This is a genomic window from Streptomyces sp. CA-135486, assembly GCF_050936555.1.
Classification (GTDB): Bacteria; Actinomycetota; Actinomycetes; order Streptomycetales; family Streptomycetaceae; genus Streptomyces.
Map to the genome: position 1 here is coordinate 1156618 of NZ_JBNJMM010000002.1, position 25098 is coordinate 1181715.

Below are 25098 nucleotides of genomic sequence, written 5' to 3' on the forward strand. Positions count from 1 at the left end.
GGAGCCGTCCGGCAGCCGGTTCGTCCTTGATCGCCGGACGGGGAGATCGAGGACAGCACAGAGAGGGATCTGCCCATGCCACCAACGATCCGAAGAAGGCGCAGACGTTCCGCCGCGCTGCTGAGCGTCGGCGCGATGACCGCCGCGCTGCTGATATCCGCTCCCCAGCCCGCGTCCGCCGGGGCCAATCTGATCACCAACCCCGGCTTCGAGCAGGCCGGTTCCGCCGATATGCCGGCCTGCTGGGAGAAGTCCGGCTGGGGCGACAACGACTTCACCTTCGCGACCGTCGCCGACGCGCACTCCGGAAGCAAGGCCATGAAGGTGTCGCTGACCCGACGGGTCGACGGCGACCGCAAGGCGATGATCACCGAGGACACGGTCTGCGCGCCCAAGGTGAAGCCGGGCAAGCAGTACGACCTGTCGTTCTGGTACAAGAGCGACACCCCCGACACCGCGGTCACGCTCTTCCGGCACGACGTCACAGCGGGCTGGCAGTACTGGACGGACCTCAGGACCCTGCCGATCAGCGCGAGTTACCAGCGCTCCGAGGTCCGTACACCCGAGATCCCGCCGGGCACCGACCAGATCACCTGGGGCGTCTCGGTGTACGGCACGGGCTCGGCCACCACCGACGACTACGTCATGGAGGAGGTGTCCGCGCCCGACCCCGAGCCCCAGTGCACGGGGACGCCCGAGGAGTGCGCCAAGGGCCGCTGGGACGTCCTGACGGTCAAGAACCCGGTGCGCTCCATGCACTCCGTGGTGCTGCACAACGGCAAGGTGCTCGTCATCGCGGGCTCCGGCAACGACCAGGCGCAGTTCGATGCGGGCACCTTCACCTCGGCGATCTACGACCCGGTGACCGGCGCCTTCCGTATGATCCCCACGCCCGCGGACATGTTCTGCGCCGGCCATGTCCAGCTCCAGGACGGCCGGGTGCTGGTGATGAGCGGCAACAAGGGCTATCCCTCCGCCGACGGCCGAATCGGCTACCAGGGTCTGAAGGACTCGTACATCTTCGACCCGGCGACCGAGACGTACACGAAGACCAACGACATGAACGGCGGCCACTGGTATCCGTCGGCGACGATCCTCGGCAACGGTGACGTCATCTCCTTCGGTGGTTTGAAGGAGGACTCGACCGGCAATGTGACCGCCGAGAAGTTCTCCGCGGCGCAGCACAAGTGGCTCCCGCTGAACGAGGTCAACCAGACCTGGTCCTTCTGGGGTCTGTACCCGTCGATGATCCTGATGCAGGACGGCCGGCTGTTCTACTCCGGCAGCCATGTCTTCGGCAACGGCACCCAGGGGTCGGGCGCCTCGATCTACGACTACACCGCGAACACCATCACCGATGTGCCCGGCCTGCAGAACAAGGACCAGCGGGACGAGTCGGCGAGCGTGCTGCTGCCGCCCGCGCAGGACCAGCGGGTGCTGACGATGGGCGGCGGCAACAACGAGACCAACCCGGCGGCCAACCGCCTCACCGACATCATCGACCTCAAGGCGCCCAACCCGTCGTATGTGCACGGCCCGTTGCTGCCGCAGGGCCAGGTCGACCAGGGTCAGGGCAAGCGCCCGCAGACGGGCGCGGAGGGCAAGATGTTCGTGTCCGCGGTGCTGCTGCCCGACGGCAAGGTCTTCGAGACGGGCGGTGGACTGCACGACCGGGCCGACCCGGTGTACGAGGCGTCGTTCTTCGATCCCGTGAGCAACACGTACCAGGAGGGTCTTGCGACGGACCCGATCCCGCGTACGTACCACTCCTCGGCGTTCCTGCTCCCGGACGGCCGGGTGATGGCGGTCGGCGACAACCCCGGCAACGGCACGTACAACAACAATGTGTCGGTCTACACCCCGCCGTATCTCCTCAAGGGCGCGCGGCCGAGGATCACTTCGGTGATCGACGGGTCGTGGACGTACGGGGACACGCAGCGGATCACGGTCGACCGGCCGATCGCCAAGGCGGAGCTGATCCGTCCGGCGGCGGTCACTCACTCCTCCGACCCCAACCAGCGGTTCGTGGATCTGCCGATGACGGTCGACGGGAACAACATCGACCTCAATGTCACCAGCAACCCGAACATGGCCCCGCCCGGCTGGTACATGCTCTTCGCGGTCGACGCGAACGGCATTCCGTCGGTGGCGGAGTGGGTGCACCTCGGTGGCCCGGCGGCGATGTCCGCGGACGCGCCGTCGGCGCACGTCCACAGCTTCGCGGAGGCGCCTTCCTCGACGCCGAAGTCGCGCCTGAAGAAGCGGAACTCGGTCCCGGTGAGCCCGCGGATCGCGGGGTGCGACCGGCACTACGGGACGATCGGGCTCTGCGTCCCGACGGTCTTCCCCCGGGGGGTGAAGGCGACGACGAAGGCGCGGTGCGGGTGGCTGGAGGCGCATGACTACGGGCGGCTGAAGGTGAACGGGAGGGACGATCCGTTGCGGCTGGATCCCAGTGGGGACGGGGTCGCGTGCGGAAAGGGGGACGGGCTGAGGTAGCGGCGGGGCTTTCCCCCACCCGCCCCTTCCCATAACCGGGGCTCCGCCCCGGACCCCGCGCTGGCTTCGCCGCGCGGCACTGCTGGGGGGGCGAGCCCCCAGGCCCCTGCGCCCGCTTCGCGGCGCGGACTTGGGGGCTTCGCCCCGTACCCCCAGACGCCCGTCAGGCGTGTCCTCAATCTCCCCCAGACTCCGTCCGGGGGGACCCCCACACGGGCCAGTCTCCGGGGTCGTGGTTGCCGTCGGCCAGGGGGCGTTGGTGGTTGCTGTCCGGTGGGTGCTTTCGCGGGCGGACCGCAGCGGGGTCCGGGGCGGAGCCCCGAAATCAAGCCCCGCCGGCGATTGAGGCGCGGGGTCCAGGGGCGGAGCCCCAGGGACGGTGACCGGCGGCGAGGCTGAAAAAAGCCCCGCCGGCGATTGAGGCGCGGGGTCCAGGGGCGGCGCCCATGGTTCGGGAAGGGGCGGGGTGGGGAACAAGCCCCGCCCCCGGGTCAAAGCTTCAGGCCCCCCTGAATCGTCGTCAGCGCCCGCTCCACCAGCTCGATCAGGTCGTCCCGATGCCCCCGCCCCGCCCAGTACAGCATCACCTCGCGCAGCGCCCCCAGCACCGCCGCCGTGAAGACCCGCACGTCCAGGTCGTCGGGGTCACGGCCCGTCCGGTCCGCAAGCGCGCGCACCAGCAGCTCGGGCGTCGTCGCCATCGTTTCCGTCATCCGGGCCCGGATCGCCGGGACCTCCACCATCAGCTTGGTCCGCTGGACGACCTCGTCGCGCTCCTCGCGGACGAAGGCCGACAGGCCGAGTGTCATCACCTGCCGGATCGCCTCCAGCGGCTCCTCGTCCGCCGGCCTCGCCCGCAGCTCCGCCGCCATGATCGGGTCGTACTCGTCGGTGAGGACGATGTCTTCCTTCGTGGGGAAGTAGCGGAAGACCGTGGACGGCGAGACCTCCGCCGCGTCCGCGATCTGCTCGATGGTCGTCGCCTCGTACCCCTGCTCCGAGATGAGCCGGTATGTCGCCCGGCGGATCGCGATCCGCGTCTTCAGCTTCTTGCGCTCGCGCAGGCCCAGTTGTGGCTTCGCGTCGGCGAGGGATTCGCGCGAGCGATGACGTGTGGTGGCGGCCATGTGCCTCATTGTTGTGCATCGACGGGCGCCGAGCCACGTCCACTCGGGCGCTTTCGGCGGGCCACCGGTACTGCCTACCCGTGCTGGTAGGCCACCAGCGAGATGCCGACGTAGTGCACGACGAACGCCGCGAGCGTGAGGGAGTGGAAGACCTCGTGGAAGCCGAACCACCGTGGTGACGGGTTCGGCCGCTTGATTCCGTAGATCACGCCGCCCGCGCTGTAGAGCAGCCCGCCGACGATCACACAGACGAGCACCGCGATCCCGCCGGCGCGCATGAAGTCGGGCAGGAAGAAGACGGCGGCCCAGCCCATCGCGATGTAGCACGGGGTGTAGAGCCAGCGCGGTGCGCCGACCCAGAAGACCCGGAACGTTATGCCCGCCACGGCCGCCGCCCAGACCGCCCAGAGCAGCGTCCGGCCGGTGGAGTCGGGCAGTAGCAGCATCGTCAGCGGGGTGTAGGTGCCCGCGATGATCAGAAAGATATTGGCGTGGTCGAGCCTGCGCAGCACGGCTTCGCCGCGCGGGCCCCAGTTGCCGCGGTGGTAGAGCGCGCTCACGCCGAAGAGCAGGCACGCGGTGAAGACATAGATCGCGCAGGCCACCCTGGCCCGGCTGGAGTCGGCGAGCGCCGTCAGCGTCAGTCCCGCGACCAGTACGGCGGGGAACATCCCGGCGTGCAGCCAGCCGCGCAGCCGGGGTTTCACCGGCGGGGGCTCTATCTCGGTCACTTCGGGCGCGGCAGAGGTCATAACGGCGATGGTACCTACGCAACCGTAGGTAACAGCCCCCTCCGGCCAGTCTCACAGCGAGTGTCAGAGCGGGCGCCACGGGGCCGGGCACATGCCGTCTTCGAGTGTCCTCCGAGTTTGGCGTGCCCGCGAGTGGTGATGCTCACGTGAGAGCTCCTCTGGACATATGCGCATACTGCACGGATGATCAGATGAGTGCAGTCGGCACCGGATGAGCGGCTACGAAGCATCCGGGTCGCAGCCCCCACGGGGCAACAACCAACAAATCCCTCACTTAGGAGCGATCGTGGCGCGCGACATCGCGGCTCCCAGCACCGTCCCCACCAACCACCGGGAGCTCGTCTCCTGGGTCGACGAGATCGCAGCAATCACGCAGCCGGACAGCGTCGTCTGGTGTGACGGATCCGAGGCCGAGTACGAGCGCCTGTGCGAGGAGCTCGTCTCAAAGGGCACGTTCAAGAAGCTGGACCCGATCAAGCGCCCGAACTCCTACTACGCCGCATCCGACCCGAGCGACGTCGCGCGCGTGGAGGACCGCACCTTCATCTGCTCCGAGAAGGAGGAGGACGCGGGCCCGACGAACCACTGGAAAGCCCCCGCGGAGATGAAGGCCATCTTTACCGGGGAAGGAAACAGTTTCGCCGGTGAGCAGGGCATCTTCCGCGGCTCGATGCGCGGTCGCACGATGTACGTCGTGCCGTTCTGCATGGGCCCGCTGGGCTCCGACCTGTCCGCGATCGGCGTCGAGATCACCGACTCCGCCTACGTCGCGGTCTCCATGCGGACGATGACCCGCATGGGACAGCCCGTCCTCGACGAGCTCGGCTCCGACGGCTTCTTCGTCAAGGCCGTGCACACGCTGGGCGCCCCGCTGGAGCCGGGTCAGGCCGATGTCCCGTGGCCCTGCAACTCCACCAAGTACATCTCGCACTTCCCGGAGACCCGCGAGATCTGGTCGTACGGCTCGGGCTACGGCGGCAACGCGCTGCTCGGCAAGAAGTGCTACGCCCTGCGCATCGCGTCCGTCATGGCGCGCGACGAGGGCTGGCTCGCCGAGCACATGCTGATCCTCAAGCTCACCCCGCCGCAGGGCGAGTCCAAGTACGTCGCCGCGGCCTTCCCGTCCGCCTGTGGCAAGACCAACCTCGCCATGCTGGAGCCCACGATCTCGGGCTGGACGGTCGAGACCATCGGTGACGACATCGCCTGGATGCGCTTCGGCGAGGACGGCCGGCTGTACGCGATCAACCCCGAGGCCGGCTTCTTCGGCGTCGCGCCCGGCACCGGCGAGCACACCAACGCCAACGCCATGAAGACCCTGTGGGGCAACGCCGTCTTCACCAATGTCGCGCTCACCGACGACAACGACATCTGGTGGGAGGGCATGACCGAGGAGGCCCCGGCCCACCTCACGGACTGGAAGGGCAACGACTGGACCCCGGCGTCCGAGACTCCGGCGGCTCATCCGAACGCCCGCTTCACCGTGCCCGCCTCGCAGTGCCCGATCGCCGCGCCCGAGTGGGAGGACCCGAAGGGTGTGCCGATCTCGGCGATACTCTTCGGCGGCCGGCGCGCCTCCGCCGTACCGCTGGTGACCGAGTCCCTGAACTGGCAGCACGGCGTCTTCCTCGGCGCGAACGTGGCGAGCGAGAAGACCGCCGCGGCCGAGGGCAAGGTCGGCGAGCTGCGCCGCGACCCGTTCGCGATGCTGCCGTTCTGCGGCTACAACATGGGCGACTACATGGCCCACTGGATCAAGGTCGGCAAGAACGCGGACGCGTCGAAGCTGCCGAAGATCTACTACGTGAACTGGTTCCGCAAGAACGACGCGGGCAAGTTCGTGTGGCCGGGCTTCGGTGAGAACAGCCGCGTGCTGAAGTGGATCGTGGAGCGCCTGGCGGGCAAGGCCGAGGGCGTCGAGACCCCGATCGGCATCCTGCCGACGCGCGAGGCGCTGGACACGGACGGCCTCGAGCTGCCCGAGGAGGACCTCGACTTCCTGCTCAAGGTCGACAAGGACGTGTGGCGCGAGGAGGCCGCTCTGATCCCCGAGCACCTCAACACCTTCGGTGACCACACGCCGAAGGAGCTGTGGGACGAGTACCGCTCGCTGGTCGCCCGGCTCGGCTGAGCACCTGTAGTACGTCGCGGCGGACCCACTCGACATCCGCCCTGACCTGTGGGGTCACCCAAGGTCTGCCGCGTCCCCGGCCCCCGGGAGCCCCCTCACGGCTCCCGGGGGCCGGACCTTTCCTCCAGATAGTGCGTGTGGGTCTGCTGCCGCCGCGCCTCCTCGTCCTGCAGGGCGGCGGCAATCGCGGTCACCTCGTCGTACAGCACGGTGAGCTGCCGCTCCAGATGGCGCTCCGGCGGCTGGGAACCGGGTGCGACACGGGTCCACCAGCGGGTGCGTACGTAGCTGTCGACCGCCTCCGGGATGTCCTGGCGTACCGCCCGCGACAGCACGTGCACGTGCTCCGGGTCGCGAACCCAGCCCGGCTCCAGCAGCGCCTCGACAACCGCGTCGAGCTCGGTGAGCCGGCCGGCGGCCGCCGGGGGCAGTTCCACCTCGGTGAGATACGCCCTCAGGGTGGCGAAGTCGCCGCGCAGGGCGCCGAGTTGCTCGGCCGGGTCCGGAAAGTCGGGTGCCGGGGGCCGCTCGGGCGGGGCGATGAGCGCGCCCGCGCCGTACAACCCGGCGACCACGAGCGGCCAGTACGTCCCGGCGAGCCCCGCGAAGGTCAGGGCCAGGCCGGCGATGCCGAAGGCGCTGCCGGTCAGGTTCTTCCGGGACTCCAGGAGGCTCAGGACCTTATTGGTAGCCACGGATCTCCTCGAACGCGCCGTCCAGGGAGCCGTTCGTCGCGTCGAACAGACGCCCGCCGGTGAGCGTGGCGATGTGGCCGAGTTCGGACCGGTCCGAGTCCCCGGCGACGGCCGCGTCGTCCGCGGCGACCTTGCCGCCGTCGGCGACGTACGAGGCGGCGGCCAGATACAGCGCACCGGAGTTGGAGGCGACGGGATCGGTGCTGGTGATGAACACGGTCCCGGTCAGCTCGGCATGCCCTGCAGCCCCCTTCAGCTGCTGCCAGGTCCGATCGCCCATCGCGGCCTCCAGATACGGGCCCATACGCAGCGTGCCGCTCGACTTGCCGGTGAGTGTGGCAAGGCCGTTGTCGGCCAGGACGCGCGCCGCGGCGCTGTGCGCCACGACGACGAGGGGGGAGTAGAACGGGCGGATGGGCCCGCCCGGAATCTTCGTTCTGCGCCGCAGCTCGTCGGCCGGCGACTTGGACGACGGAAAGGCGAAGTCCTGACCCTTGAGGGGCAGTTCCTCCATGGCCCAGGACCCTGAGGTCTCCGTCTTCACGGTGAAACCCTTGGCAGCAAGGGTCTTCACCACCTCGGGATCGGCGAAGAACTCCGCCTTCTCCGATCCGATCACTCCTCGCACGGTCTTCGTTGCCGTGCCTTTGTCCTGGCTCTCGCGGCCTGCGACGACGGTGACTGCCACTCCGCCGATCAGCAGCACCGCCAGGACGATTCCTGCGATGCGTCTCACAGGAGCAGCGTGCTCGCGGAATCCCACATTCCAGGCGGTGTTGGATGTACGGGAGGTGAAGGGCGGATCCCAGTACGCAACCGGAATCGGCCACTCTCACGACGGCGCGAAGTGTTCCGCCCTACGGGCCGGACGGACCTTTGACGTCGGACGCGACGTTCAGCGCGACCGGGCCGGGGTGGTGAGGTGAGTGGCACCCGGTCCACATGCCTCCGCGGCCGTGGACCGGGGCCGTCAGGGGGCGCCGACCAGGCGCGAATCGGCCAGGGCGGCCGTGTGCGCGTCCATGCGTTCGGCGGAGAGGATCGCCGCCGCGGTGTCGGCGCGGGATGCCGCGACCACGAGGGCGCGGCCTGCGAAGGCGAGGGCGCGGCGGTGCAGGGACGCGGGGTCCGCGCCGCTCAAGCCCGCGTGGCGGACGGGCGGGGCGCCGCGGAGGCGGGCGATCTGGGCCGCGATGCTCTCGGCGGCCTTGCCGAGGCCGAGCTCGTCGGTGACGGCGAGCAGGGCGGACAGATGGCCCGCGAGCTGGATGTCCAGCTCTTCTTCGCGGCTGCGGTGCGGGTACTGGGCATCGTCGGCCATCGCATGGACCGACTTCGTGCGGATCGGCTCGTACATGGGAATGGCCTCCTGCTGTCTCAGAAGGCCATCCTAGCTTAGATTCTGTCTAAAGTTGAGCTCGGTCGCGATTCTTTGCTCAGGGCTGGCTGTAGCCGTCCAGGAACGTCCCGATCCGCGTCACCGCATCCGCCAGGTCCTTCGCCGCCGGGAGGGTCACGATCCGGAAGTGGTCCGGCTCCGGCCAGTTGAAGCCCGTGCCGTGCACCACCATGATCTTTTCGTTGCGCAGCAGGTCGAGCACCATCTGCCGGTCGTCCTTGACCTTGTAGACCTTGGGGTCGAGCCGCGGGAACAGATACAGCGCACCCTTCGGCTTCACGCAGGTCACGCCGGGGATCTGGGTGAGCAGGTCGTACGCGACGTCCCGCTGCTCAAGGATCCGGCCGCCCGGCAGCACCAGGTCCTCGATCGACTGCCGCCCGCCGAGCGCCGTGGCCACCGCGTGCTGCGAGGGCATGTTCGCGCACAGCCGCATATTGGCCAGGATCGTCAGGCCCTCGATGTAGGAAGCCGCGTGCGCCTTGGGGCCGCAGACCGCCATCCAGCCGGAGCGGAAGCCCGCCACGCGGTAGTTCTTGGAGAGCCCGTTGAAGGTGAGGACCATCAGGTCCGGGGCGACCGCGGCGGTCGGGGTGTGCGTGGCGCCGTCGTAGAGGATCTTGTCGTAGATCTCGTCGGAGCAGACGATCAGATTGTGCCGGCGGGCGATCTCCGTGAGGCCGCGCAGCATCTCGTCGTCGTACACCGCACCCGTGGGGTTGTTCGGGTTGATGATCACGATCGCCTTGGTGCGGTCGGTGATCTTCCGTTCGATGTCGGCGAGGTCCGGCATCCAGTCGGACTGCTCGTCGCACCGGTAGTGCACGGCCGTGCCGCCCGCCAGCGAGACGGACGCGGTCCACAGCGGGTAGTCCGGGGCCGGTACGAGCACCTCGTCGCCGTCGTCGAGCAGCGCCTGCATCGACATCTGGATCAGCTCGGAGACGCCGTTGCCGAGGTAGATGTCCTCGACGTCCAGGTCGATGCCCTTGGTCTGGTAGTGCTGCATCACCGCGCGGCGTGCGGACAGCAGGCCCTTCGCGTCGCCGTATCCGTGTGCGTCGCCGAGGTTGCGGAGCATGTCCTCGAGGATCTCGGGCGGGCACTCGAAACCGAAGGCGGCGGGGTTGCCGGTGTTGAGCTTGAGGATGCGGTGACCCGCTGCCTCAAGCCGCATCGCCTCCTCGAGGACCGGGCCCCGGATTTCGTAACAGACGTTTGCGAGCTTCGTCGACTGGATCACCTGCATGTCGGTGAGCTTACGGGCGCGTAACGCTGATCGCTTGGTGTTTTCGGCCACGAGGTGGTGATGAAAATGTCCGGTTTGGCGTGTTCGGCCGGTGAGAACGCCCGCATTCCTTCGAAAGGCCCGGCCTGGCGGTCCGTACGCCTGCGGATTGCGTTGCGGCGGGGAAAAGAAAACGGGCCGGTGTTGCCCTCGTCACCCCGGCCGGCGGTCGTCGCGCCTGAGGCAGTTCCGTCCGGTTGCCGCCCAGCTGCATACGCGCCTCGGACAACCCCGCTCGACAGGCGCTCCGCTCGCAACGGCCTTACGGTCGAGCGGTAGACGCTGTAGCGATGCGGAGCCATTGCTTCCGCCCCTGAACTCGCGTCAGCGACACACCAACAGGAGACGACCCGACATGGCCACAGCTTCTGAAACCCCTGTTCTGGACACCCTCGCCGCGATGACGGTCGACTCGGTCGAGCGGTGCGGGCTGGCCCCGAATATGTTCATGCTCACCCGCATCGCGGCCCTCGCCGCCTCGGACGCTCCGCCGATCTCCTACGTGGCTCACATCGACCCTGCCCTCAAGGCCGGCATGACCGCCGACCAGCTGCAGGACGTCCTGGTCGCCATCGCCCCCATCGTCGGCACAGCCCGCGTGATGACGGCAGCCGGCAACATCGCCAAGGCGCTCGGCATCGCCATCGCCGTCGCGGATGCCGATGCCGAGGCTCAGGCCACCCGGGGCTGAGCGTAGACACGCTGCCCGAGGTCTGGAGCCGACTGACCGGCCCGGCACGGACAACCGGCCGGGCCGGTCAGTCGGCGAAGCGGCGTACGTAGCGGCGCTGCCACGGGGTTTCGACGGCGTGCGGGTCGTAGTTCCGGCGTACGAACTCCACCGCTTCGTCGGTCGGCACACCGTCGAGCAGGGCGAGACAGGCCAGCGCGGTGCCGGTGCGTCCCCGGCCGCCGCCGCAGGCGATCTCGACCCGCCCGACCGCGGCGCGGTCCCAGGCCTCGCCCAGCAGGGCCCGGGCGTCCGCCCGGCTGCTGGGCAGCCGGAAGTCCCGCCAGCGCAGCCAGGTCGCTTCCCAGGGGACCTCGGGCGGCTGCTTGCCGAGCAGATAGACGGCGTACGTGGGCTCGGGACCGGCGGGCAGGGGCCGGCGCAGCGCGCGGCCCCGGACGAGCCGCCCGGAGGGAAGGCGCAGGACACCGGGAGCGGTGGGATCCCAGGGTTCGGTGTTGGTCACCTGGTCACCGTAGTGCGAGGGCTGGCGGTATGCGGCCGAGGCGCACCTTCAGAGGGCGGCCAGGAACGCGGTCCACGCGGGGGCGGGTATGGCGAACCGGGGGCTGGTCCCGCCGAGCTTGGAGTCGCGGACGTGGACGGTGTGGGGGCAGGTGGCGACCTCGACGCAGTCGCTGCCTTGGCTGTCGCTGTGCGTGGACTTCCGCCAGTCCAGGGCGACTTCGACGCATTCGCCGCCTTCGCTGTCGCTGTAGCTGGACTTGAACCACGTGAGCCGGTCGCTCATAGCTCTGCCGCCACCTTCCTGATGAACTCCGCCGACTCCTCAATGCTGAGGGCCTGCATGCGGATCATTCCATGAGACTGGGTTAGGTCACCGACCCTGTCCGCATCCGCATAGAGCGCACTGGTCTTCTGGCCCTCGATGTAGGCGAGATGATCGCGGTCTGCGGTCTCGACGAGCACGAACGAGCCGTTGAGGGCCAGGCCCACGCACCGGCCAACGGGGAGCACCTGGATCGAGACATTTCGAAGCTCCCCGACCTCCAGGAGACGTTTCAGCTGTCGCCGCATGACCTCGGCGCTGCCGACAAGCGTGCGGAGCGCCGCCTCGTAGACCACGAAGCCGAACACGGTCGTCGCTCGGCGTGTCAGTGATTCCTGTCGCCGCAGCCGTGCACGTACCCGCTCCTCCACCGTCTCATCGTCAAGTGGCGGACAGCTTTCGCTGATCAGCGTCCGCGCGTAGTCCTCGGTCTGCAGAAGCCCTGGGATCAACAACGGTGCGTAGGAATGCAAGGCGATCGCGTCCGCCTCCGCCGACATGTACTCCTGTGTTCTCGCGGGGAACGGTTCCGGCTTCAGGAACTCCTGCGCCGCCAGCAGCTTCCCCTGCGCCCCGCACATCTGGTCCGCCACCTGCAACAGCCGTACCGTCGGCCGTCGTCGCCCCTGCTCCATCGACTTGACCGACTCGTACTCGTAATTCGCTTCCTTGCCCAGCTCCTCGCGGCTCACCCCGGCCTGCGTACGCCACAGCTTGATCTGGTTTCCGCAGTACCGCCACGTCTCCGTCACGGTCGCCTCCTTTGGTACCCGCCGGGTACAACCACCCTCCGTACCCATCTCGTTACTCCAGAGGCTAAGCCCGCGCCACCACCGTATAAGCCATGAACCAGCACATCGAGTGGCGGCTGCCGCGCACTCCCCGAAGCGTGGGCCGGGCCCGCGCGCTTCTCGCCGAGCAGGCGCGGGACTGGAAGATCCCGGACGAACTGGCCGACACCGCCGTGCTGTTACTCAGCGAGCTCATGACGAACGCCTGCCGTCATGCCCGCGTCCCGGCCGGGCGGGAGGTGGCCGCGCGATGCGTGCTGAGTGAAGCCGTCCTCCGCGTGGAGGTGCACGACGCGAGCGACGCGCCGCCGCAGCCGCGCATCGCGTGCGCGGACGACGAGTCGGGGCGCGGGCTCGCCCTCGTCGATGCCCTCGCCGACGCATGGGGCGCCGAGCCCCGGCCGTACGGCATCGGCAAGGCAGTCTGGTTCGAGCTGCGAGCCATCCGTACGTAGACACAAAGGCGCGGCCCGTCCGGAGGGGGGACACCGGACGGGCCGCGGGCGGGAGAGGCCGGAACAGGGGCCAGAGCTACCAAGGCCCCCGCGGCCGAGGGCTGACCTCCCTGGGCCCGTCGCGCAACTGCCGCCCGGCCACCGAGAGGTGGCCGGGGCGGCGTGCCTGCTCAGCGTCGTGCTGGCTCAGAACAATTCTCCTCAGAGCTCGGGGCACACCTTCCATGCGAGCCGGTAGATGGTGTTGATCTCTCCGTCCGTGGAGTCCATCGTCATGAAGCTGGTCGTCTTCTTCGGATCCGATGTCCCGGCGTTGACCCGCACTTCGGTGTTGATGTTGAAGTTGCGCTTCACCCCGCACGGCGCCCAGACCAGTTGGCCCCACTCGGTGGAGTCGGTGGCCTGCCAGTTGTCATCGAGCGGGCCGTTGAAGGGGTGGGTTCTGGACGCCGTGTCCGGAGATCCCTGGAAGTAGTACGAGGCCTTCTGCGTGGCCGTGGCGCCGGGCTGCAGGCTGGCGAAGCCGCGGTAGTCGGCGCTGGCGATCGCGTAGGTGAATCCCTGCGGAACATGCACCACGAGGTTGAGCTGGCAGTTCTTCCGGTAGTCGGTCGGGCTGGCCCCGACGCCGACCTTGGCGAGGTACTCGCTGTAGGTCACGGTGAAGGCGGTGTTGTCCTCGGACACCGCCACCGCGGCAGACCCTGGACGACAGCCGGATCCGTTGACTGTCGCGATGTCGATCGTGATTTTGTCCGGGGGCGCGATGCTGATGGCGGAAGCGTTCTGAGAGGCCAGCAACGAAGCGAGAATTGCCGCTGCCGCGCCGCCGGCGAAAAGTGCACGGGACATGATTCTCCCATCGGGGAAATGTGAGGGGTTCATCCGGAAGCCGGCCATCACCAATTCGACCAAGAACGCCGATTTAGGCATGGCCGTGTCAACTCTTCAAACATTTCTTGGCGCTTCTCGAAGAGCCGGAACGAGTGGAATGGTAGGTACCAACGCAGGGGCTGACTAGGTCCGTTATCAGCCTCTCGCCGATGCGCCGGAATCAGCCATCGCAGAAAAGCGGCCCCGGGGCGCACTTTCGTACGCCTCGGGGCCGCTTTGTACTGAATGTCAGCCGATGAAACAGGCGTTGCCCATAGTCGGGTTCAGCAGTGCGATCAGATTGAGGGAGTTGCCGCAGGCATTGAGCGGAACGCTGACCGGAATCTGCAGGACGTTGCCCGACAGGACGCCGGGGGAGCTGACAGCGGAACCGATGGCATCCCCGTCCGCCATGGCGGGGGCGGCGGCGCCCATGGCCAGGAGGACGCCTGCGACGACGGCCGCGGCCTTGGTGTGCTTCATTTTGTGGATCCTTTCAGCAGTGGTGCCATACGCAAGCGCGACCTTCGCGCTGCGCTGCCAGTTCCCTGTTCGTGAACACCCCTGCAGGACTGGTAACGACTGGATTCCCGCAAAGAAACCTCAATATGACCACCCGTTCGAAAAGTCACTCGTATGCAGCATCGGGCGCTTTATCGAACCGTCGGAGAGATTCTTTGCGATAATGCCTTCCTGCTTCTCGGGGAGTCATTTCTTTTCACTGGAACATATGGCGCCCTGAATGAGTGCACCCCGAACGCGCAGCGCTCAGCGGCGAACCCGTACTAGCTGTCGGTCGAGCCGTTGCCGGACAGGACCGGAATGCTGTCGAGGACGTGCGACAGCGGTTCGTCGCCCTTGACCTGGCTCGAGTTCTCGGAGCACTGCTGGGTCTGCGGGGCGGACAGGACCGGGATGTCCTGGACCCCGACGGGCACGACGCCGATGAGGGAGCCGGCGTTGGCCTTGGCCGGCAGGCCGAGGCAGGGCTTGTTCAGGGAGCCCTGGACGAGACCGATCTGCGGGCTCATGTCGCCGTTGGTGGTGGAGTTGCCGAAGACCTGCGAGGCCCCGACGCCGCTCTCCGTGGTGGTGCCCCCGTCGTCGCCGATGGCCAGGGCCTGCGGAGCCATCGCGGCACCGGCGCCCACCATCGAAGCGGTGACCGCAGCGGTGGCCAGAATCTTCTTGATCACTTTTTGTCCCTTTTCGCTTTGACCGATCGAGCGCGGAGCAGACTGATCAACTGCGTCCGGCGAGTTTGGTTCCGCGCGGTCACTCGAATGTCGCAATGCACTGATGCGTTGCCGGCAGGTGAATATCGGCGGAGGGTCATTGAGGAGACCCTCCGCCGATGAGGGCAGATCGTCGCGCGCACCCGGATGCGCCATGCCAACAGGAAGCACGACTGCCCCACGACGCAATGCGCCGCCGGCTGGAGGGTTGCACCGGGAGCAGAGCGCATGCACGGTCTGCTCCGCCATTCCATCATTCCCGGGCGGTCGTCCAGCCCCCGTATTCACCCGTCTGCCGAATGAATTCCGGACCGGCCGGAGCAATTCGTGATTGAGGCACAATGGGGCCGTCCAGGACGCAATCGAAGCGGTGGAAACAGTATGACAATCACGGTGAGCGGATCTGTGCCCACGGAACACGGGAGAAGCCGAAGGGCTCGCAGAGACGAAATCGGCGGCAGGCGGCCCTTCGCCTGGCTGCTTGTGATCACGGGGGCGGCGGGTCTGCTGGCTTCGTGGGTGATCACGATCGACAAGTTCAAGCTGCTGGAGGACCCCGGTTTCACGCCGGGGTGCAGTCTGAATCCGGTCGTTTCCTGCGGGAACATCATGAAGAGTGAGCAGGCGTCGGCGTTCGGGTTTCCGAATCCGATGCTGGGGCTGGTGGCGTACTCGATGGTGATCGCGATCGGGGTGGCGCTGCTGGCGGGGGCGCGGTACCGGCGCTGGTACTGGCTGGGTCTCCATGCCGGGTGTCTGTTCGGGGTGGGTTTCTGCACGTGGCTGCAGTACCAGTCGCTGTACGAGATCAACTCGCTGTGCCTGTGGTGCTCGCTGGCGTGGGTCGCCACGATCGTCATGTTCTGCTACGTCACCGTGCACAACATCGAGCACCGGATCATCCGGGTCCCTGAGGGTCTGCGGAAGGGGCTCCTGGAGTTCCACTGGATGCCGCCGGTGCTGTGGATCGGGATCATCGGGATGCTGATCCTGACCCGCTGGTGGGACTTCTGGACCGGCTGACCCGGTCCAACTCCCCGTACGGACACGCAAAGCCCCGTAGGGACAGGCAAAGACCCGTAGGGACAGGCAAAGACCCCGGCGGCCTGCGAGAGGCGCCGGGGTCTTCGATGTGACTGGCTCTGCGTGCCGACCTGCTGTCGGCGGGGGCGGGGCTCAGCTGTCGTTGGAGCCGTTCGCGGACAGAACCGGGATGTTGCTGAGGACGTGCGACAGCGGTTCGTCGCCCTTGGCCTGGGTCGAGTTCTCGGAGCACTGCTGGGTCTGCGGAGCGGACAGGACGGGGATGTCCTGGACCCCGACGGGCACGACGCCGACGAGCGAACCGAGGTTGGCCTTGGCGGGAAGACCGACGCAGGGCTTGTTGAGCGAGCCCTGGACGAGGCCGATCTGCGGGCTCATGTCGCCGTAGGTCTCGGAGTTGCCGAACGACTGGCTGGCGTCGTTGCCGCTCTGCGTCGTCATGCCCTCGTCATCGCCGATGGCCATAGCCTGCGGTGCCATAGCCGCGCCGGCGGCCGCCACGGAAAGGGTGATCGCCGCAGTCGCCATAACCTTCTTGAACATGTTCCGTCCTTACGTCTCGTGGATGCCCGCTGGTAGGGCTCCCTGGTCAACTACCTCCTTTGAGGATTGGTTCTGCGGGTTCACTCAATTGGCCCGCATCGGCACGCTCGTAGGGAAATTGGGCTGAACAGGGGGTACCGGCGCTGTCGCCGTGTCATCTCTATGGGCAATCCGTTTCGATCTGTGTGAGCCCTAATGTTGGGCAGAACATCGAGCAGAAGGTGCTATTTCCCATGAAGACTGCCAAGAAGGCCGCCCTGGTGCTGGCCACCGCTGGTCTCGCCGCTGGTGCTGCCTCCGGTTCCGCGTTCGCCGACGTCAACGCGTCAGGTACCGCCGCCAACTCGCCGGGTGTGCTCTCCGGCAACCTGGCTCAGCTTCCGGTCCACCTCCCGGCGAACGTCGCCGGCAACTCCGTGAACGTGGTCGGCCTGCTGAACCCGGCGTTCGGCAACGTCGCCTCCAACAGCTGACCCGCGCGACCGTCACACCAGGGTGGCGCCACCGGTATCCACCGGTGGCGCCACCCTGGTTTTTCCCCCGGTCTCTTCCCGTGCCTGCTGACGTGTACGAACAGCGGGAGGGGGTGCGACCGCCGACGGTCGCACCCCCTCCCCGAACACCCCTCGGAGGGGGCGCGTTCAGCCGCCCAGTCCGACGCCGCCCAGCAGGGGGGTGACCTCGTGCGCCGACTTCAGGACCTTCCCCGGGGCGCCGCCCTTGGCGTTCTTCAGGTCGGTCGCGGTGTCGGCGATCTCGGTCACCATGGACTCGTCGCCATTCAGCAGCGGGGTCTGGCTGAAGGTATGGGCGAGGCCGCCGTTGAGGCTCATGGGAGGCATGGGCGCCGTCGCGGCGATCGCGGGAGATGCTGCCCCCAGGGCCGCCACGGAGCCGGCAACGATCGCAGCAACCCTCGAGTACTTCATGTCTTCGAACCCCTTTCCCAGGCTGCGATTCTCGCCGCCGTCGCCATGGGTAACGACACCTGGCCGCCGGAGAAACCCTGGTTCCGCGCTACGGAGATTCTCGTACCAGCTGTTATTGGGCCGATCGATCCCGATCGTCCACGGTGACCTCCTGAAGGCGGTGCGAGCGAGTCTGGCGTGATTTCCAACTGGCTCTCTGACAAAGTGCACTCCTGTTTTGTTTCACGGCGGCGCTGCTTGCCATATCAGATTCACCGTCCGCTTACGAAGAGAGCCGCGCGTGCTGCCGAGAAGTACGAGTGAGAACAGCCGACTGACGGTTTTTCACCTCGGCGCGCCGGTGGAGGCGATGGCCTGTGGTCTGCCCGTCGTGGTGACCGACGTCGGCGGAGCTGGCGAGAGTCTGCCGCCCGGCCATGGGGCCTTTGGACTCGTACCGCCCGAGGACCCGGCGGCCCTCGCGGCGGCGCTCGTCACGCTGCTCACCAAGCCGGAACTGCGGCAATCCCTGGGCCGCCAGGCCCAGGACCCCACACGGGTGACCCGCGATGTGCGCACCACCGCAGCGGCGGTCTGCGGCCTCTACCAGGAACTGCTGCAGCACGTGCCGCTGGGCCCGCCCCGGCCCGCGGGGAAGCGCAGACCGTAGCGCCGGCGCCCAACTGCTGTGCCCTGGGCCTGTGTTCGCCCTCCACTTCACCACCCCTCGACCAAGTGAGCAGGCCAATGACCGAGTCGCCCGAGCAGGAACCAGCCATCCCACCACCGCCGTCACAGCGGATCGGCGCACTCTCGGTCAGGCTGTGCCGTGACCCCCGCGACTTCGCCGGACTCAGACACCAGTGGCAGGCGCTGCAGCGCAGGTGCGCCACGGCCACGCCCTTCCAGAGCCACGCCTGGCTGCTCTCCTGGTGGCTGTCGTACGGGGGTGGCGGCCGGCTCCGTGTCGTTCTCGTACGCCGTGACGGAGAACTGATCGCGGCCGCGCCCCTGATGCTCGTACACCGTCCGCTGCCGCTGCTCGTGCCGATGGGCGGCCAGATCTCCGACTTCGGCGACATCCTCGTCGACGACGAGCAGGCGGAGACCGCGATCACGGCGCTGGAGCGCGGCCTGCACCGCGCGGCCCGCCATGCGGTGATCGAGCTGCGCGAGGTACGGCCCGGGGCTGCCGCCGAGCGGCTGTACGAGGCGTGGACGGGGGCGCGGCGGCGGCTTGCCGACTCGGTCTGTCTGGAGCTCCCGGCAGTTCCGGTGGAGGAGATCCTCAAGCGGCTGCCGGCCGGCAGGGCGCAGCGCGCACGGGCCGGTCTTGGCAGGATCGATGCGCTGAAGATCGAGGACTGCGCGGTGCCGGAGCACGAGGTGCCGGCGGCCGTCGACCACTTGCTGCGGCTGCGCGAACTCCAGTGGCGGGGAAGCGGGGCCACCGCGGAGCACCCCGAGCCCCGCCTGGCGGAGCATCTGGCGCGGGCGATCAGGCGGATGGTGCGGGACGGCGAAGCCTCGCTCACGGAGTTCCGGCTGGACGGCGAGGTGGTGGCGGCCAGTGTGGCACTGCACTCGGGGTATCTGACGGGCAGTTATCTGCACGGCGTTCACCCCGGGCTGCGGGAGAAGGACGTGGACGTCACCACACTGCTGCTGCGTCATGAGGTGGAGCTCGCCGCGAGCACGGGAGGACGGGTGCTGAGCCTGCTGCGGGGCGATGAGCCGTACAAGAACCACTGGCGACCGCGGGCCGTCATCAATCAGCGGCTGCTGCTGGCTCCGTCCGGGCTGGAGGCCGCGCTGCGGCTGCGCGCTTCGCAGGCGGCCCGGCGCGAGAGCACGGCGGGGACCGTCGGCACACGGTTCCCGCCCGTGCCGTCCTTCGATCCGGCGCTGCCCCTCGTCCACGGCGCGACGTTCACGGCAGGCCGCCTCGTCGCCGGGGTGCGCAAGCGCCTGCGCGGCGGCGCGCCGGCCCGGGTGCCGCACCCCGCGCCGCCGGTGTCCGCGGCGGAAGTGACGCAGCCCGTCCGTGATCGCTGACCCCGCTCAGGCGTGGAGCCAGCCCCTGCGCGGCGGCGGGGTACCGGGGCGGACGTCGGCCTTGCCGCCCGGTTGCGGCACATAGTGGGCGAGGCGGGTCCACTCGAAGTCGGGCCTGCCCGGCAGGGTGCGGCCCGCGGCGGCCCACTCCCGCTCGAGCTCTTCGTAGATGGGGCTGGCACCGGCGGGCGGACTCGTCGGATTCGGTGCTGAGAGCGTCTGGACGCGCTGCCACTGAGCAGACGCGTTAGTCCTTGCCATAAGGCGACAAACGCGGGACCGGTGGCCGAAGTCACTCCCGGGGTGCGGAGCGGGGGTACGGCAGGAACGTTTTTGCGACCCGGAAAATACGGATTGTACGGCCCCACCGCGCCGCGGGAACGCCCACGGAGGGCGGCAGTTACAGCAGACACCCGGCTTCGGCCATCCAGGTGAACGGATGAGTCGAGCGGGGTTCGCAGGGCCTAGGGTGCCGAGCCATGACCACAGCGCACACTTCCAAAAGCACTGTTCAGCGCGGCCATTTGGGCACCCTTTCGGTGCTCGCGTGGACCGGCGATCCCGAGGAGGGCTACGACACGCCCTATCTGATCGCCTACTCCCTCGGCGACGGTGCCGCGGGCGCCGAGGCGGGCGAGGCCGCCGTCCTGGCGATGATCGGGGAGCTCGGGTTCGCGCCGGGCGGTGGCCTGGCCGACGTCACCGGCGTGAACAACTCCGCGATCAGGCTGCTCGTCGAGGGCGGTCAGGCCGTTCTGAGCATGCCCTATCTGAACGTTCAGTGCCCCGCCCCGAAGGAGTGGCTCAGGGCCGCCGACGGTCGCGGCCATGTGCACTTCATGATCGCGAGTCGTCCCTGGCCCGAGGCGGCTCCGGGCCGGCCCGTCACCGAGGACATGCTCCAGGCCTTCCTCGGCGACGAGGACACCCTCACCAGCGCGGCGCACGTACTGCTGCCGGTGGGCCGGGTGCGCCGGTGACCGTGGCCGGACAGGGCCTGAGTGAGCAGTGACGCCCGCGTCCCTGCGGCTCGGCCGCAGGGCCCGCGGCTTCAAGGTGATGTCAACGCCTGACCGGAAACCATCCCTTGTCGGCCGTGGCGGATCCCCCAACAATGCGCATGACAAACCGAAGACCCCCTTCGGTCACAGAAGTCGCAAGAGGGGACCCCCACATGAAGAAGCCTCTCGTCGGCGCGTTCCTCGCCCTGGCACTCCTCGGGGCGGGCGCGGCCCCCGCGGTCGCGGTCACCACCGCGGACGCGGCATCGGCCGCCACGAGCACCGAACCCGGCGCCAAGCCCCGAGTCGACCTCAAGGCGGTCGACTTCGCAGGGACTGTGGCGCTCAGCAACTGCTCCGGATCGCTGGTGCGCACGCCGGCCTCCGAGCCCGACGACCCCGCCCTCGTACTCTCCAACGGGCACTGCATAGAGAGCGGCTTCCCGGCCGCGGGCGAGGTCGTCGTCGACCAGCCGTCCACCCGCAGTTTCAGTCTGCTCAACTCCGCGGGCAGCAGAGTCGCCACGCTGCGGGCCAGCAAGATCGCCTACGCGACGATGACGGACACCGACATCTCGCTCTACCAACTCACCCGTACGTACGCGCAGATACAGAGCAGCTACGGCATCAAGGCACTCGAACTGAACGCCGCGCACCCCGTGCAGGGCACGGCCATCAAGGTCGTCTCCGGGTACTGGAAGCGGATCTACAGCTGCAACATCGACGGGTTCGCATACCTCCTCAAGGAGGGTGAGTGGACCTGGAAGGACTCGGTCCGCTACACCTCCAGCTGCAACACGATCGGCGGCACCTCGGGCTCGCCCGTCGTCGACAACGCCACCGGCAAGGTCGTCGCCGTCAACAACACCGGCAACGAGGACGGCGGGCGCTGCACCGACAACAACCCGTGCGAGGTGGACGAGAGCGGGAAGGTCACGGTGCGCCAGGGGATCAACTACGCCCAGGAGACGTACGTGATCGTCCCCTGCGTAGGCCTCGACAACAAGATCGACCTGGGCCGGGCGGGCTGCACACTGCCCAAGCCGTGACCACGTCGTAGGAAGGCGCGGCTGTCGCGGCCGTCGTCCGCGCCGTGGTGGCGGACGACGGCCGCGGACGGTCCAGGTCTGTCCCCTCCCGGCCCGGCGATCCCGCTCAGGGATCCGTTCGTATGTTCGAATGCCAGGGGTATTCTGGAGGCATGGCACCGCACCTCCAGGGTTCGCTCTTCGACCAGACCGACGAGATACGACTCGGCCCGCTGAAGGACGTCCGGCGGACCGTGCTCGGGGACGGGGCCTGGATCGATCTGCTGCCCGGCTGGCTCGGCGGGGCGGACGCTCTGTTCGAAGAGCTGGTCTCCCAGGTGCCGTGGCGGGCCGAGCGGCGGCAGATGTACGACAACGTGGTGGACGTGCCGCGGCTGCTGGCCTACTACCAGGAGGGGGACGCCCTCCCGCACCCCGTCCTGGACGAGGCCCGCGCCGCGCTCTCCGCGTACTACGCGCGCGAGCTCAGGGAGCCGTTCACCACGGCAGGGCTCTGCTACTACCGGGACGGCCGGGACAGCGTCGCCTGGCACGGGGACACCACCGGGCGCGGGTCCCGGGAGGACACCATGGTCGCGATCCTGTCCGTCGGGGCGCCGCGCGATCTGGTGCTGCGGCCCCGCGGCGGCGGCCTCCCGTTGCGGCGGCCGCTCGGGCACGGCGATCTCATCGTGATGGGCGGTTCCTGCCAGCGGACCTGGGAGCACGCCGTGCCGAAGACCGCCCGCGCGGTCGGGCCGCGCATCAGCATCCAGTTCCGGCCGCACGGGGTCAGCTGACGGACCGCGCGGGCGTCCTGCGCACCGAACGGCCCGCCATGACGTCCGTACGCGTACCGTCCTCGATCACGAACCTGCCGTCGATCAGCACATACGGGATGCCGGTCGGCAGTGTGCGGGGGGCCTCGAAGGTCGAGCCCGCCGCGACCGTGTCCGGGTCGAACAGCACCAGGTCCGCGCGGTGGCCCTCGCGGACCAGGCCGCGGTCGGGCAGCCGCAGCCGGGCGGCCGGGCGCGAGGTCAGATGGGCCACGGTCTCCTCCAGGGTGAGGATGCCCAGCTCCCTTGCGTACCGGCCGAGATAGTGCGGGAAGGTGCCGTAGGCGCGCGGGTGCGGCTTGTAGCCCTGCAGGATGCCGTCGCTGCCGCCCGTGTGGACGCGGTGGCGCATGATCTGCCGGACGTTCTCCTCGTGGCCGACGTGCTGGAGGATCGTCGAGCCGAGGCTGTCGTTGATGAGGAGCCGGCGGGCGGTGGCCCAGGGGGCCTCGCCGCGCTGGTCGGCGGACTGCTGGATCGTCTTTCCCACGCAGCCCGCGAGCCCGGGGTCGCTCACGCCCGAGATCTCGATGGTGTCCCACTCGATGGGTACGCCGTGGCAGCCGTCCGATCCGATCTCCTCCAGGTGGTGACGGATCTTCTCGGCACTCTCGTCGTCCCGCAGGCGGGTCAGGACCGCCTCGGGCCCGCCCTCGCTCGCCCAGCTGGGCAGCATCGCGACGAGGGTGGTGCAGCCGGGGGTGTACGGGTAGGTGTCGAGGCTGATGTCCGCGCCCGCGTCCAGCGCCTCGTCGAGCAGGGCGAGCAGATCCGGTGCCCGGCCCTTGTTCACGCCGAAGTTCATCGTGGCGTGGGCGAGATGGAGGGCGCAGCCGGCGTCGCGGGTGAGGGCGACCATCTCCTCGTAGGCCTGCAGCGCCCCGGCTCCGTACGAGCGGTGGTGCGGGCAGTAGTAGCCGCCGTAACGGGCCACCACCCGGCACAGCTCGGTCAGTTCGGCGTCGCCCGCGTACATGCCGGGTGTGTAGGTCAGCCCGGACGACATGCCGACCGCGCCCTGTTCGAGGCCTTCGGCGACGAGCTGCTTCATCCGCCGGAGTTCGGCATCGGTCGCCGGGCGGTCGTCCCAGCCGACGGCGTACATCCGTACGGTGCCCTGCGGGACGAGATAGGCGGCGTTGACCGCGATGCCGCGGTCGAGGCGGTCCAGATACTCGCCGACCGTGCGCCAGTCGAAGTCGATATCGCTGCCGTCGCCGTTCCAGCCCGTGATGGCCTTGCGGACCTCGCAGAGGGTGGCGTCGTCGACAGGCGCGTACGACAGCCCGTCCTGTCCCAGCACTTCGAGGGTCACGCCCTGCGCGGCCTTCGCCTCGTGCGCGGGGTCGCGGAGCAGCGCGAGATCGCTGTGCGCGTGCATGTCGATGAAGCCGGGGGAGAGGGCGAGGCCGTGCGCGTCGAGGGTGCGTCTGCCGGCCAGGGCAGGCCCGCCCTCGCGGCGTATGGCGGCGATCCGGCCGCCGTCCAGGCCGACGTCGGCGCGGTACGAGGGGCCGCCCGAGCCGTCGATGACCGTTGCGTCGCGGAGGACGAGATCCATGGGGCGGCCTCTCAGAAGAAGGTGCGGATGTAGTCGGTGACCGTGCCGTCCGCCTCTACGAGCGGGATCAGCTGCCACTTGTCGAAACTGGTGCAGGGGTGGGAGAGGCCCATCCCGATCCAGTCGCCGACCTCCAGCCGCGCCTCGGATGTCGTACGCACCCAGCCGTGCTGGTCGGAGAGGCCGCTGACCGTGATGCCGGTCGCGGGGCGGATCTCGCCGGTGCGGCCGTCGCGTACGACCTGGGCCTCGGGGAGGTCGAGGTCGTACGCGGCGTCCCGCTTGCCCGCGTTGACGAAGGCCTGCTCCTGGGTGGGGCGGGAGACGACCTGGGCCCAGAGGCGGAAGGCGGGCTGGAGACGGCCCTCGTCGGGGACGCGGTTGAAGGGGGTGAGGTGGCGGTAGTGGCCGTCGTCGTGCGAGACGTACGCGCCGGAGCGGAGCAGCTTCAGTACGGGGAGGGAGAGGTCGGGGATCTCGGCGAAGACGTCCGCGACCGCGTCGAACCAGGCGCTGCCGCCCGCGCTGATCACGATCTCCTCGGTGGCGGCGAAACGGCTGGCCTTGTCGAAGTCGGCGGCCAGCGCGGTGAGGCGGCGCAGCCAGGCGCGTACGCGGTCGGCGTCGGCCTGGGGGACCTCGCCCTCGTAGCCGGCGACACCGACGAGGCGGAGGGTTTCGACGGCGGCCACGGCGTCGGCGACGGCGGCGCAGTCGGCTTCGCTGCGGGCTCCGGTGCGGGCGCCGTCACCGGCGCCGAGCTCGACGACGACATCGAGGGGGCGGCCGGTTCCTCGCAGCGCTTCGTCCATCAGCTCGACGCCGCGTACGGAGTCGACGTAACACATGAAGCGGAAGTCGGGGTCGGCGTTCAGCTCGTGGGCGAGCCAGCGCAGGGCGGGCGGATCGACGACCTCGTTGGCGAGGAAGATCCGCTGGATGCCGTAGGCGCGGTAGACGCGGGCCTGGTGGGGGACGGCGGCGGTGATGCCCCAGGCGCCGTACGCCAGTTGGCGGGCGAAGAGCTGGGGCGACATCGAGGTCTTGCCGTGGGGGGCGAAGGCGAGGCCGTGTCGCTCGGAGTATGTCTCGAGGAGCGCGAGGTTGTGTTCGACGGACTCGGCCGAAAGGGCGAGGACGGGGGTGGTGAAGCCGCCGGTGAAGAGATTGCGGCGCTGGGCGGCGAGCGCGCCGACGGTGAGGCCGGCGGTTTCGGCGTCCGGGGGGAGGGCCTTGAAGCGGTGGTCGACGGGTTCGTCGGCAAGTCGTCCGACCGTGTTGTCGCCTGCCATTGGCCCTCCTCGGGTCGCTTTCGCCTCTGCGTTGCAGCATTTGCAACAGTCATTGCGCATCT

General features: G+C 68.8%; 27 protein-coding genes and 1 pseudogene. 11 read left to right on the forward strand and 17 right to left on the reverse strand.

Annotation, left to right across the window (positions count from 1 at the left end):
• The first annotated feature begins 75 nt into the window (after positions 1 to 75).
• Positions 76 to 2499: a galactose oxidase-like domain-containing protein gene (locus ACQEVG_RS24620; RefSeq protein WP_432987502.1), complete on the forward strand. Its 2424-nt coding sequence runs from the start codon at positions 76 to 78 to the stop codon at positions 2497 to 2499.
• Positions 2500 to 2990: 491 nt separating this feature from the next.
• Here the strand turns inward: ACQEVG_RS24620 and ACQEVG_RS24625 are convergent, their stop codons facing one another.
• Together ACQEVG_RS24625 and trhA are read right to left on the reverse strand one after the other, a co-directional pair.
• Positions 2991 to 3626, reverse strand: coding sequence for a TetR/AcrR family transcriptional regulator (locus tag ACQEVG_RS24625; protein WP_432987504.1), 636 nt, complete (start codon positions 3624 to 3626; stop codon positions 2991 to 2993).
• A gap of 74 nt (positions 3627 to 3700) precedes the next feature.
• Positions 3701 to 4378, reverse strand: coding sequence for a PAQR family membrane homeostasis protein TrhA (trhA, locus tag ACQEVG_RS24630; RefSeq protein WP_432987506.1), 678 nt, complete (start codon positions 4376 to 4378; stop codon positions 3701 to 3703).
• 286 nt (positions 4379 to 4664) lie between these two features.
• Here trhA and ACQEVG_RS24635 point away from each other — a divergent pair, with 286 nt between their 5' ends.
• Positions 4665 to 6509, forward strand: coding sequence for a phosphoenolpyruvate carboxykinase (GTP) (locus tag ACQEVG_RS24635; protein ID WP_432987508.1), 1845 nt, complete (start codon positions 4665 to 4667; stop codon positions 6507 to 6509).
• A gap of 95 nt (positions 6510 to 6604) precedes the next feature.
• Here the strand turns inward: ACQEVG_RS24635 and ACQEVG_RS24640 are convergent, their stop codons facing one another.
• The 4 genes and pseudogenes from ACQEVG_RS24640 to ACQEVG_RS24655 all read right to left on the reverse strand — a co-directional run bounded on the left by ACQEVG_RS24640 (position 6605) and on the right by ACQEVG_RS24655 (position 9852).
• Positions 6605 to 7204, reverse strand: coding sequence for a hypothetical protein (locus ACQEVG_RS24640; protein WP_432987510.1), 600 nt, complete (start codon positions 7202 to 7204; stop codon positions 6605 to 6607).
• A 106-nt stretch (positions 7205 to 7310) separates the two neighbouring features.
• Positions 7311 to 7967 (reverse strand): annotated as a pseudogene (locus ACQEVG_RS24645) (hypothetical protein); the annotation flags it as partial.
• 207 nt (positions 7968 to 8174) lie between these two features.
• Positions 8175 to 8561: a hypothetical protein gene (locus tag ACQEVG_RS24650; protein ID WP_432987512.1), complete on the reverse strand. Its 387-nt coding sequence runs from the start codon at positions 8559 to 8561 to the stop codon at positions 8175 to 8177.
• A 79-nt stretch (positions 8562 to 8640) separates the two neighbouring features.
• Complete coding sequence (locus ACQEVG_RS24655; protein WP_432987514.1) at positions 8641 to 9852, reverse strand: pyridoxal phosphate-dependent aminotransferase; 1212 nt, start codon at positions 9850 to 9852, stop codon at positions 8641 to 8643.
• A 394-nt stretch (positions 9853 to 10246) separates the two neighbouring features.
• On the opposite strand from ACQEVG_RS24655, the gene ACQEVG_RS24660 reads away from it, so the two are divergent.
• Positions 10247 to 10582 (forward strand): carboxymuconolactone decarboxylase family protein, encoded by a 336-nt coding sequence (locus tag ACQEVG_RS24660; RefSeq protein ID WP_432987516.1) that lies wholly within the window; start codon positions 10247 to 10249, stop codon positions 10580 to 10582.
• A 67-nt stretch (positions 10583 to 10649) separates the two neighbouring features.
• Here the strand turns inward: ACQEVG_RS24660 and ACQEVG_RS24665 are convergent, their stop codons facing one another.
• From ACQEVG_RS24665 to ACQEVG_RS24675, 3 genes are read right to left on the reverse strand one after another with little or no spacing between them, the layout of a single operon-like run.
• The gene (locus ACQEVG_RS24665) at positions 10650 to 11087 is read right to left on the reverse strand and encodes a phosphatase domain-containing protein (protein WP_432987518.1); all 438 of its coding nucleotides are present in this window, start codon (positions 11085 to 11087) and stop codon (positions 10650 to 10652) included.
• Between the two features lie 48 nt (positions 11088 to 11135).
• Positions 11136 to 11372 (reverse strand): DUF397 domain-containing protein, encoded by a 237-nt coding sequence (locus ACQEVG_RS24670; protein WP_432987520.1) that lies wholly within the window; start codon positions 11370 to 11372, stop codon positions 11136 to 11138.
• Positions 11369 to 12163: a helix-turn-helix domain-containing protein gene (locus ACQEVG_RS24675; RefSeq protein WP_432987522.1), complete on the reverse strand. Its 795-nt coding sequence runs from the start codon at positions 12161 to 12163 to the stop codon at positions 11369 to 11371. The genes ACQEVG_RS24670 and ACQEVG_RS24675 overlap by 4 nt, the downstream gene beginning before the upstream one ends.
• 92 nt (positions 12164 to 12255) lie before the next feature.
• Between ACQEVG_RS24675 and ACQEVG_RS24680 the strand changes: the two genes are divergently transcribed.
• Entirely contained in the window at positions 12256 to 12657 is a 402-nt protein-coding gene (locus ACQEVG_RS24680) for an ATP-binding protein (RefSeq protein ID WP_432987524.1), read from the forward strand.
• A 201-nt stretch (positions 12658 to 12858) separates the two neighbouring features.
• On the opposite strand, the gene ACQEVG_RS24685 is transcribed toward ACQEVG_RS24680, so the two are convergent.
• From ACQEVG_RS24685 to ACQEVG_RS24695, 3 genes are all read right to left on the reverse strand, one after another.
• Complete coding sequence (locus ACQEVG_RS24685) at positions 12859 to 13509, reverse strand: DUF4360 domain-containing protein (RefSeq protein ID WP_432987526.1); 651 nt, start codon at positions 13507 to 13509, stop codon at positions 12859 to 12861.
• Between the two features lie 270 nt (positions 13510 to 13779).
• On the reverse strand, positions 13780 to 14013 hold the full coding sequence (locus tag ACQEVG_RS24690) for a chaplin (protein WP_432987528.1): 234 nt from the start codon (positions 14011 to 14013) through the stop codon (positions 13780 to 13782).
• 302 nt (positions 14014 to 14315) lie between these two features.
• Complete coding sequence (locus tag ACQEVG_RS24695; RefSeq protein WP_432987530.1) at positions 14316 to 14726, reverse strand: rodlin; 411 nt, start codon at positions 14724 to 14726, stop codon at positions 14316 to 14318.
• A gap of 420 nt (positions 14727 to 15146) precedes the next feature.
• Here ACQEVG_RS24695 and ACQEVG_RS24700 point away from each other — a divergent pair, with 420 nt between their 5' ends.
• The gene (locus tag ACQEVG_RS24700) at positions 15147 to 15788 is read left to right on the forward strand and encodes a vitamin K epoxide reductase family protein (RefSeq protein WP_432987532.1); all 642 of its coding nucleotides are present in this window, start codon (positions 15147 to 15149) and stop codon (positions 15786 to 15788) included.
• Between the two features lie 153 nt (positions 15789 to 15941).
• Here the strand turns inward: ACQEVG_RS24700 and ACQEVG_RS24705 are convergent, their stop codons facing one another.
• On the reverse strand, positions 15942 to 16352 hold the full coding sequence (locus ACQEVG_RS24705) for a rodlin (protein WP_432987534.1): 411 nt from the start codon (positions 16350 to 16352) through the stop codon (positions 15942 to 15944).
• A gap of 233 nt (positions 16353 to 16585) precedes the next feature.
• On the opposite strand from ACQEVG_RS24705, the gene ACQEVG_RS24710 reads away from it, so the two are divergent.
• Entirely contained in the window at positions 16586 to 16825 is a 240-nt protein-coding gene (locus ACQEVG_RS24710; protein ID WP_432987536.1) for a chaplin, read from the forward strand.
• A 168-nt stretch (positions 16826 to 16993) separates the two neighbouring features.
• Here ACQEVG_RS24710 and ACQEVG_RS24715 read toward each other — a convergent pair whose 3' ends face one another.
• A complete protein-coding gene (locus ACQEVG_RS24715) occupies positions 16994 to 17281 on the reverse strand; it encodes a hypothetical protein (protein WP_432987538.1) in 288 nt (95 codons plus the stop codon).
• 280 nt (positions 17282 to 17561) lie between these two features.
• Here ACQEVG_RS24715 and ACQEVG_RS24720 point away from each other — a divergent pair, with 280 nt between their 5' ends.
• Both ACQEVG_RS24720 and ACQEVG_RS24725 read left to right on the forward strand, forming a co-directional pair.
• Positions 17562 to 17930, forward strand: a complete 369-nt coding sequence (locus ACQEVG_RS24720; protein WP_432987540.1) for a glycosyltransferase — start codon at positions 17562 to 17564, stop codon at positions 17928 to 17930.
• Positions 17931 to 18007: 77 nt separating this feature from the next.
• Positions 18008 to 19315 (forward strand): GNAT family N-acetyltransferase, encoded by a 1308-nt coding sequence (locus ACQEVG_RS24725; RefSeq protein ID WP_432987542.1) that lies wholly within the window; start codon positions 18008 to 18010, stop codon positions 19313 to 19315.
• A gap of 6 nt (positions 19316 to 19321) precedes the next feature.
• Here the strand turns inward: ACQEVG_RS24725 and ACQEVG_RS24730 are convergent, their stop codons facing one another.
• Positions 19322 to 19576, reverse strand: a complete 255-nt coding sequence (locus tag ACQEVG_RS24730) for a hypothetical protein (protein WP_432987544.1) — start codon at positions 19574 to 19576, stop codon at positions 19322 to 19324.
• A gap of 218 nt (positions 19577 to 19794) precedes the next feature.
• Between ACQEVG_RS24730 and ACQEVG_RS24735 the strand changes: the two genes are divergently transcribed.
• The 3 genes from ACQEVG_RS24735 to ACQEVG_RS24745 all read left to right on the forward strand — a co-directional run bounded on the left by ACQEVG_RS24735 (position 19795) and on the right by ACQEVG_RS24745 (position 22144).
• The gene (locus ACQEVG_RS24735; protein ID WP_432987546.1) at positions 19795 to 20295 is read left to right on the forward strand and encodes a DUF5949 family protein; all 501 of its coding nucleotides are present in this window, start codon (positions 19795 to 19797) and stop codon (positions 20293 to 20295) included.
• A 194-nt stretch (positions 20296 to 20489) separates the two neighbouring features.
• Positions 20490 to 21365 (forward strand): trypsin-like serine peptidase, encoded by an 876-nt coding sequence (locus tag ACQEVG_RS24740; RefSeq protein WP_432987548.1) that lies wholly within the window; start codon positions 20490 to 20492, stop codon positions 21363 to 21365.
• Positions 21366 to 21517: 152 nt separating this feature from the next.
• A complete protein-coding gene (locus ACQEVG_RS24745) occupies positions 21518 to 22144 on the forward strand; it encodes an alpha-ketoglutarate-dependent dioxygenase AlkB (protein WP_432987550.1) in 627 nt (208 codons plus the stop codon).
• Here the strand turns inward: ACQEVG_RS24745 and ACQEVG_RS24750 are convergent.
• Both ACQEVG_RS24750 and ACQEVG_RS24755 read right to left on the reverse strand, forming a co-directional pair.
• Complete coding sequence (locus ACQEVG_RS24750) at positions 22137 to 23744, reverse strand: N-acyl-D-amino-acid deacylase family protein (protein ID WP_432987552.1); 1608 nt, start codon at positions 23742 to 23744, stop codon at positions 22137 to 22139. The genes ACQEVG_RS24745 and ACQEVG_RS24750 overlap by 8 nt on opposite strands.
• An 11-nt stretch (positions 23745 to 23755) precedes the next feature.
• Positions 23756 to 25036, reverse strand: a complete 1281-nt coding sequence (locus ACQEVG_RS24755; RefSeq protein WP_432987554.1) for an alanine racemase — start codon at positions 25034 to 25036, stop codon at positions 23756 to 23758.
• Positions 25037 to 25098 lie beyond the last annotated feature (62 nt).

What these genes read in the sequence shown, in the direction of transcription:
- ACQEVG_RS24620 (WP_432987502.1), top strand. Translation starts at nt 76, where the DNA reads ATGCCACCAACGATCCGAAGAAGGCGCAGACGTTCCGCCGCGCTGCTG.
- ACQEVG_RS24625 (WP_432987504.1), bottom strand. Translation starts at nt 3,626, where the DNA reads ATGGCCGCCACCACACGTCATCGCTCGCGCGAATCCCTCGCCGACGCG.
- trhA (WP_432987506.1), bottom strand. Translation starts at nt 4,378, where the DNA reads ATGACCTCTGCCGCGCCCGAAGTGACCGAGATAGAGCCCCCGCCGGTG.
- ACQEVG_RS24650 (WP_432987512.1), bottom strand. Translation starts at nt 8,561, where the DNA reads ATGTACGAGCCGATCCGCACGAAGTCGGTCCATGCGATGGCCGACGAT.
- ACQEVG_RS24655 (WP_432987514.1), bottom strand. Translation starts at nt 9,852, where the DNA reads ATGCAGGTGATCCAGTCGACGAAGCTCGCAAACGTCTGTTACGAAATC.
- ACQEVG_RS24660 (WP_432987516.1), top strand. Translation starts at nt 10,247, where the DNA reads ATGGCCACAGCTTCTGAAACCCCTGTTCTGGACACCCTCGCCGCGATG.
- ACQEVG_RS24670 (WP_432987520.1), bottom strand. Translation starts at nt 11,372, where the DNA reads ATGAGCGACCGGCTCACGTGGTTCAAGTCCAGCTACAGCGACAGCGAA.
- ACQEVG_RS24680 (WP_432987524.1), top strand. Translation starts at nt 12,256, where the DNA reads ATGAACCAGCACATCGAGTGGCGGCTGCCGCGCACTCCCCGAAGCGTG.
- ACQEVG_RS24685 (WP_432987526.1), bottom strand. Translation starts at nt 13,509, where the DNA reads ATGTCCCGTGCACTTTTCGCCGGCGGCGCGGCAGCGGCAATTCTCGCT.
- ACQEVG_RS24690 (WP_432987528.1), bottom strand. Translation starts at nt 14,013, where the DNA reads ATGAAGCACACCAAGGCCGCGGCCGTCGTCGCAGGCGTCCTCCTGGCC.
- ACQEVG_RS24700 (WP_432987532.1), top strand. Translation starts at nt 15,147, where the DNA reads ATGACAATCACGGTGAGCGGATCTGTGCCCACGGAACACGGGAGAAGC.
- ACQEVG_RS24705 (WP_432987534.1), bottom strand. Translation starts at nt 16,352, where the DNA reads ATGTTCAAGAAGGTTATGGCGACTGCGGCGATCACCCTTTCCGTGGCG.
- ACQEVG_RS24710 (WP_432987536.1), top strand. Translation starts at nt 16,586, where the DNA reads ATGAAGACTGCCAAGAAGGCCGCCCTGGTGCTGGCCACCGCTGGTCTC.
- ACQEVG_RS24715 (WP_432987538.1), bottom strand. Translation starts at nt 17,281, where the DNA reads ATGAAGTACTCGAGGGTTGCTGCGATCGTTGCCGGCTCCGTGGCGGCC.
- ACQEVG_RS24725 (WP_432987542.1), top strand. Translation starts at nt 18,008, where the DNA reads ATGACCGAGTCGCCCGAGCAGGAACCAGCCATCCCACCACCGCCGTCA.
- ACQEVG_RS24730 (WP_432987544.1), bottom strand. Translation starts at nt 19,576, where the DNA reads ATGGCAAGGACTAACGCGTCTGCTCAGTGGCAGCGCGTCCAGACGCTC.
- ACQEVG_RS24735 (WP_432987546.1), top strand. Translation starts at nt 19,795, where the DNA reads ATGACCACAGCGCACACTTCCAAAAGCACTGTTCAGCGCGGCCATTTG.
- ACQEVG_RS24740 (WP_432987548.1), top strand. Translation starts at nt 20,490, where the DNA reads ATGAAGAAGCCTCTCGTCGGCGCGTTCCTCGCCCTGGCACTCCTCGGG.
- ACQEVG_RS24745 (WP_432987550.1), top strand. Translation starts at nt 21,518, where the DNA reads ATGGCACCGCACCTCCAGGGTTCGCTCTTCGACCAGACCGACGAGATA.
- ACQEVG_RS24750 (WP_432987552.1), bottom strand. Translation starts at nt 23,744, where the DNA reads ATGGATCTCGTCCTCCGCGACGCAACGGTCATCGACGGCTCGGGCGGC.
- ACQEVG_RS24755 (WP_432987554.1), bottom strand. Translation starts at nt 25,036, where the DNA reads ATGGCAGGCGACAACACGGTCGGACGACTTGCCGACGAACCCGTCGAC.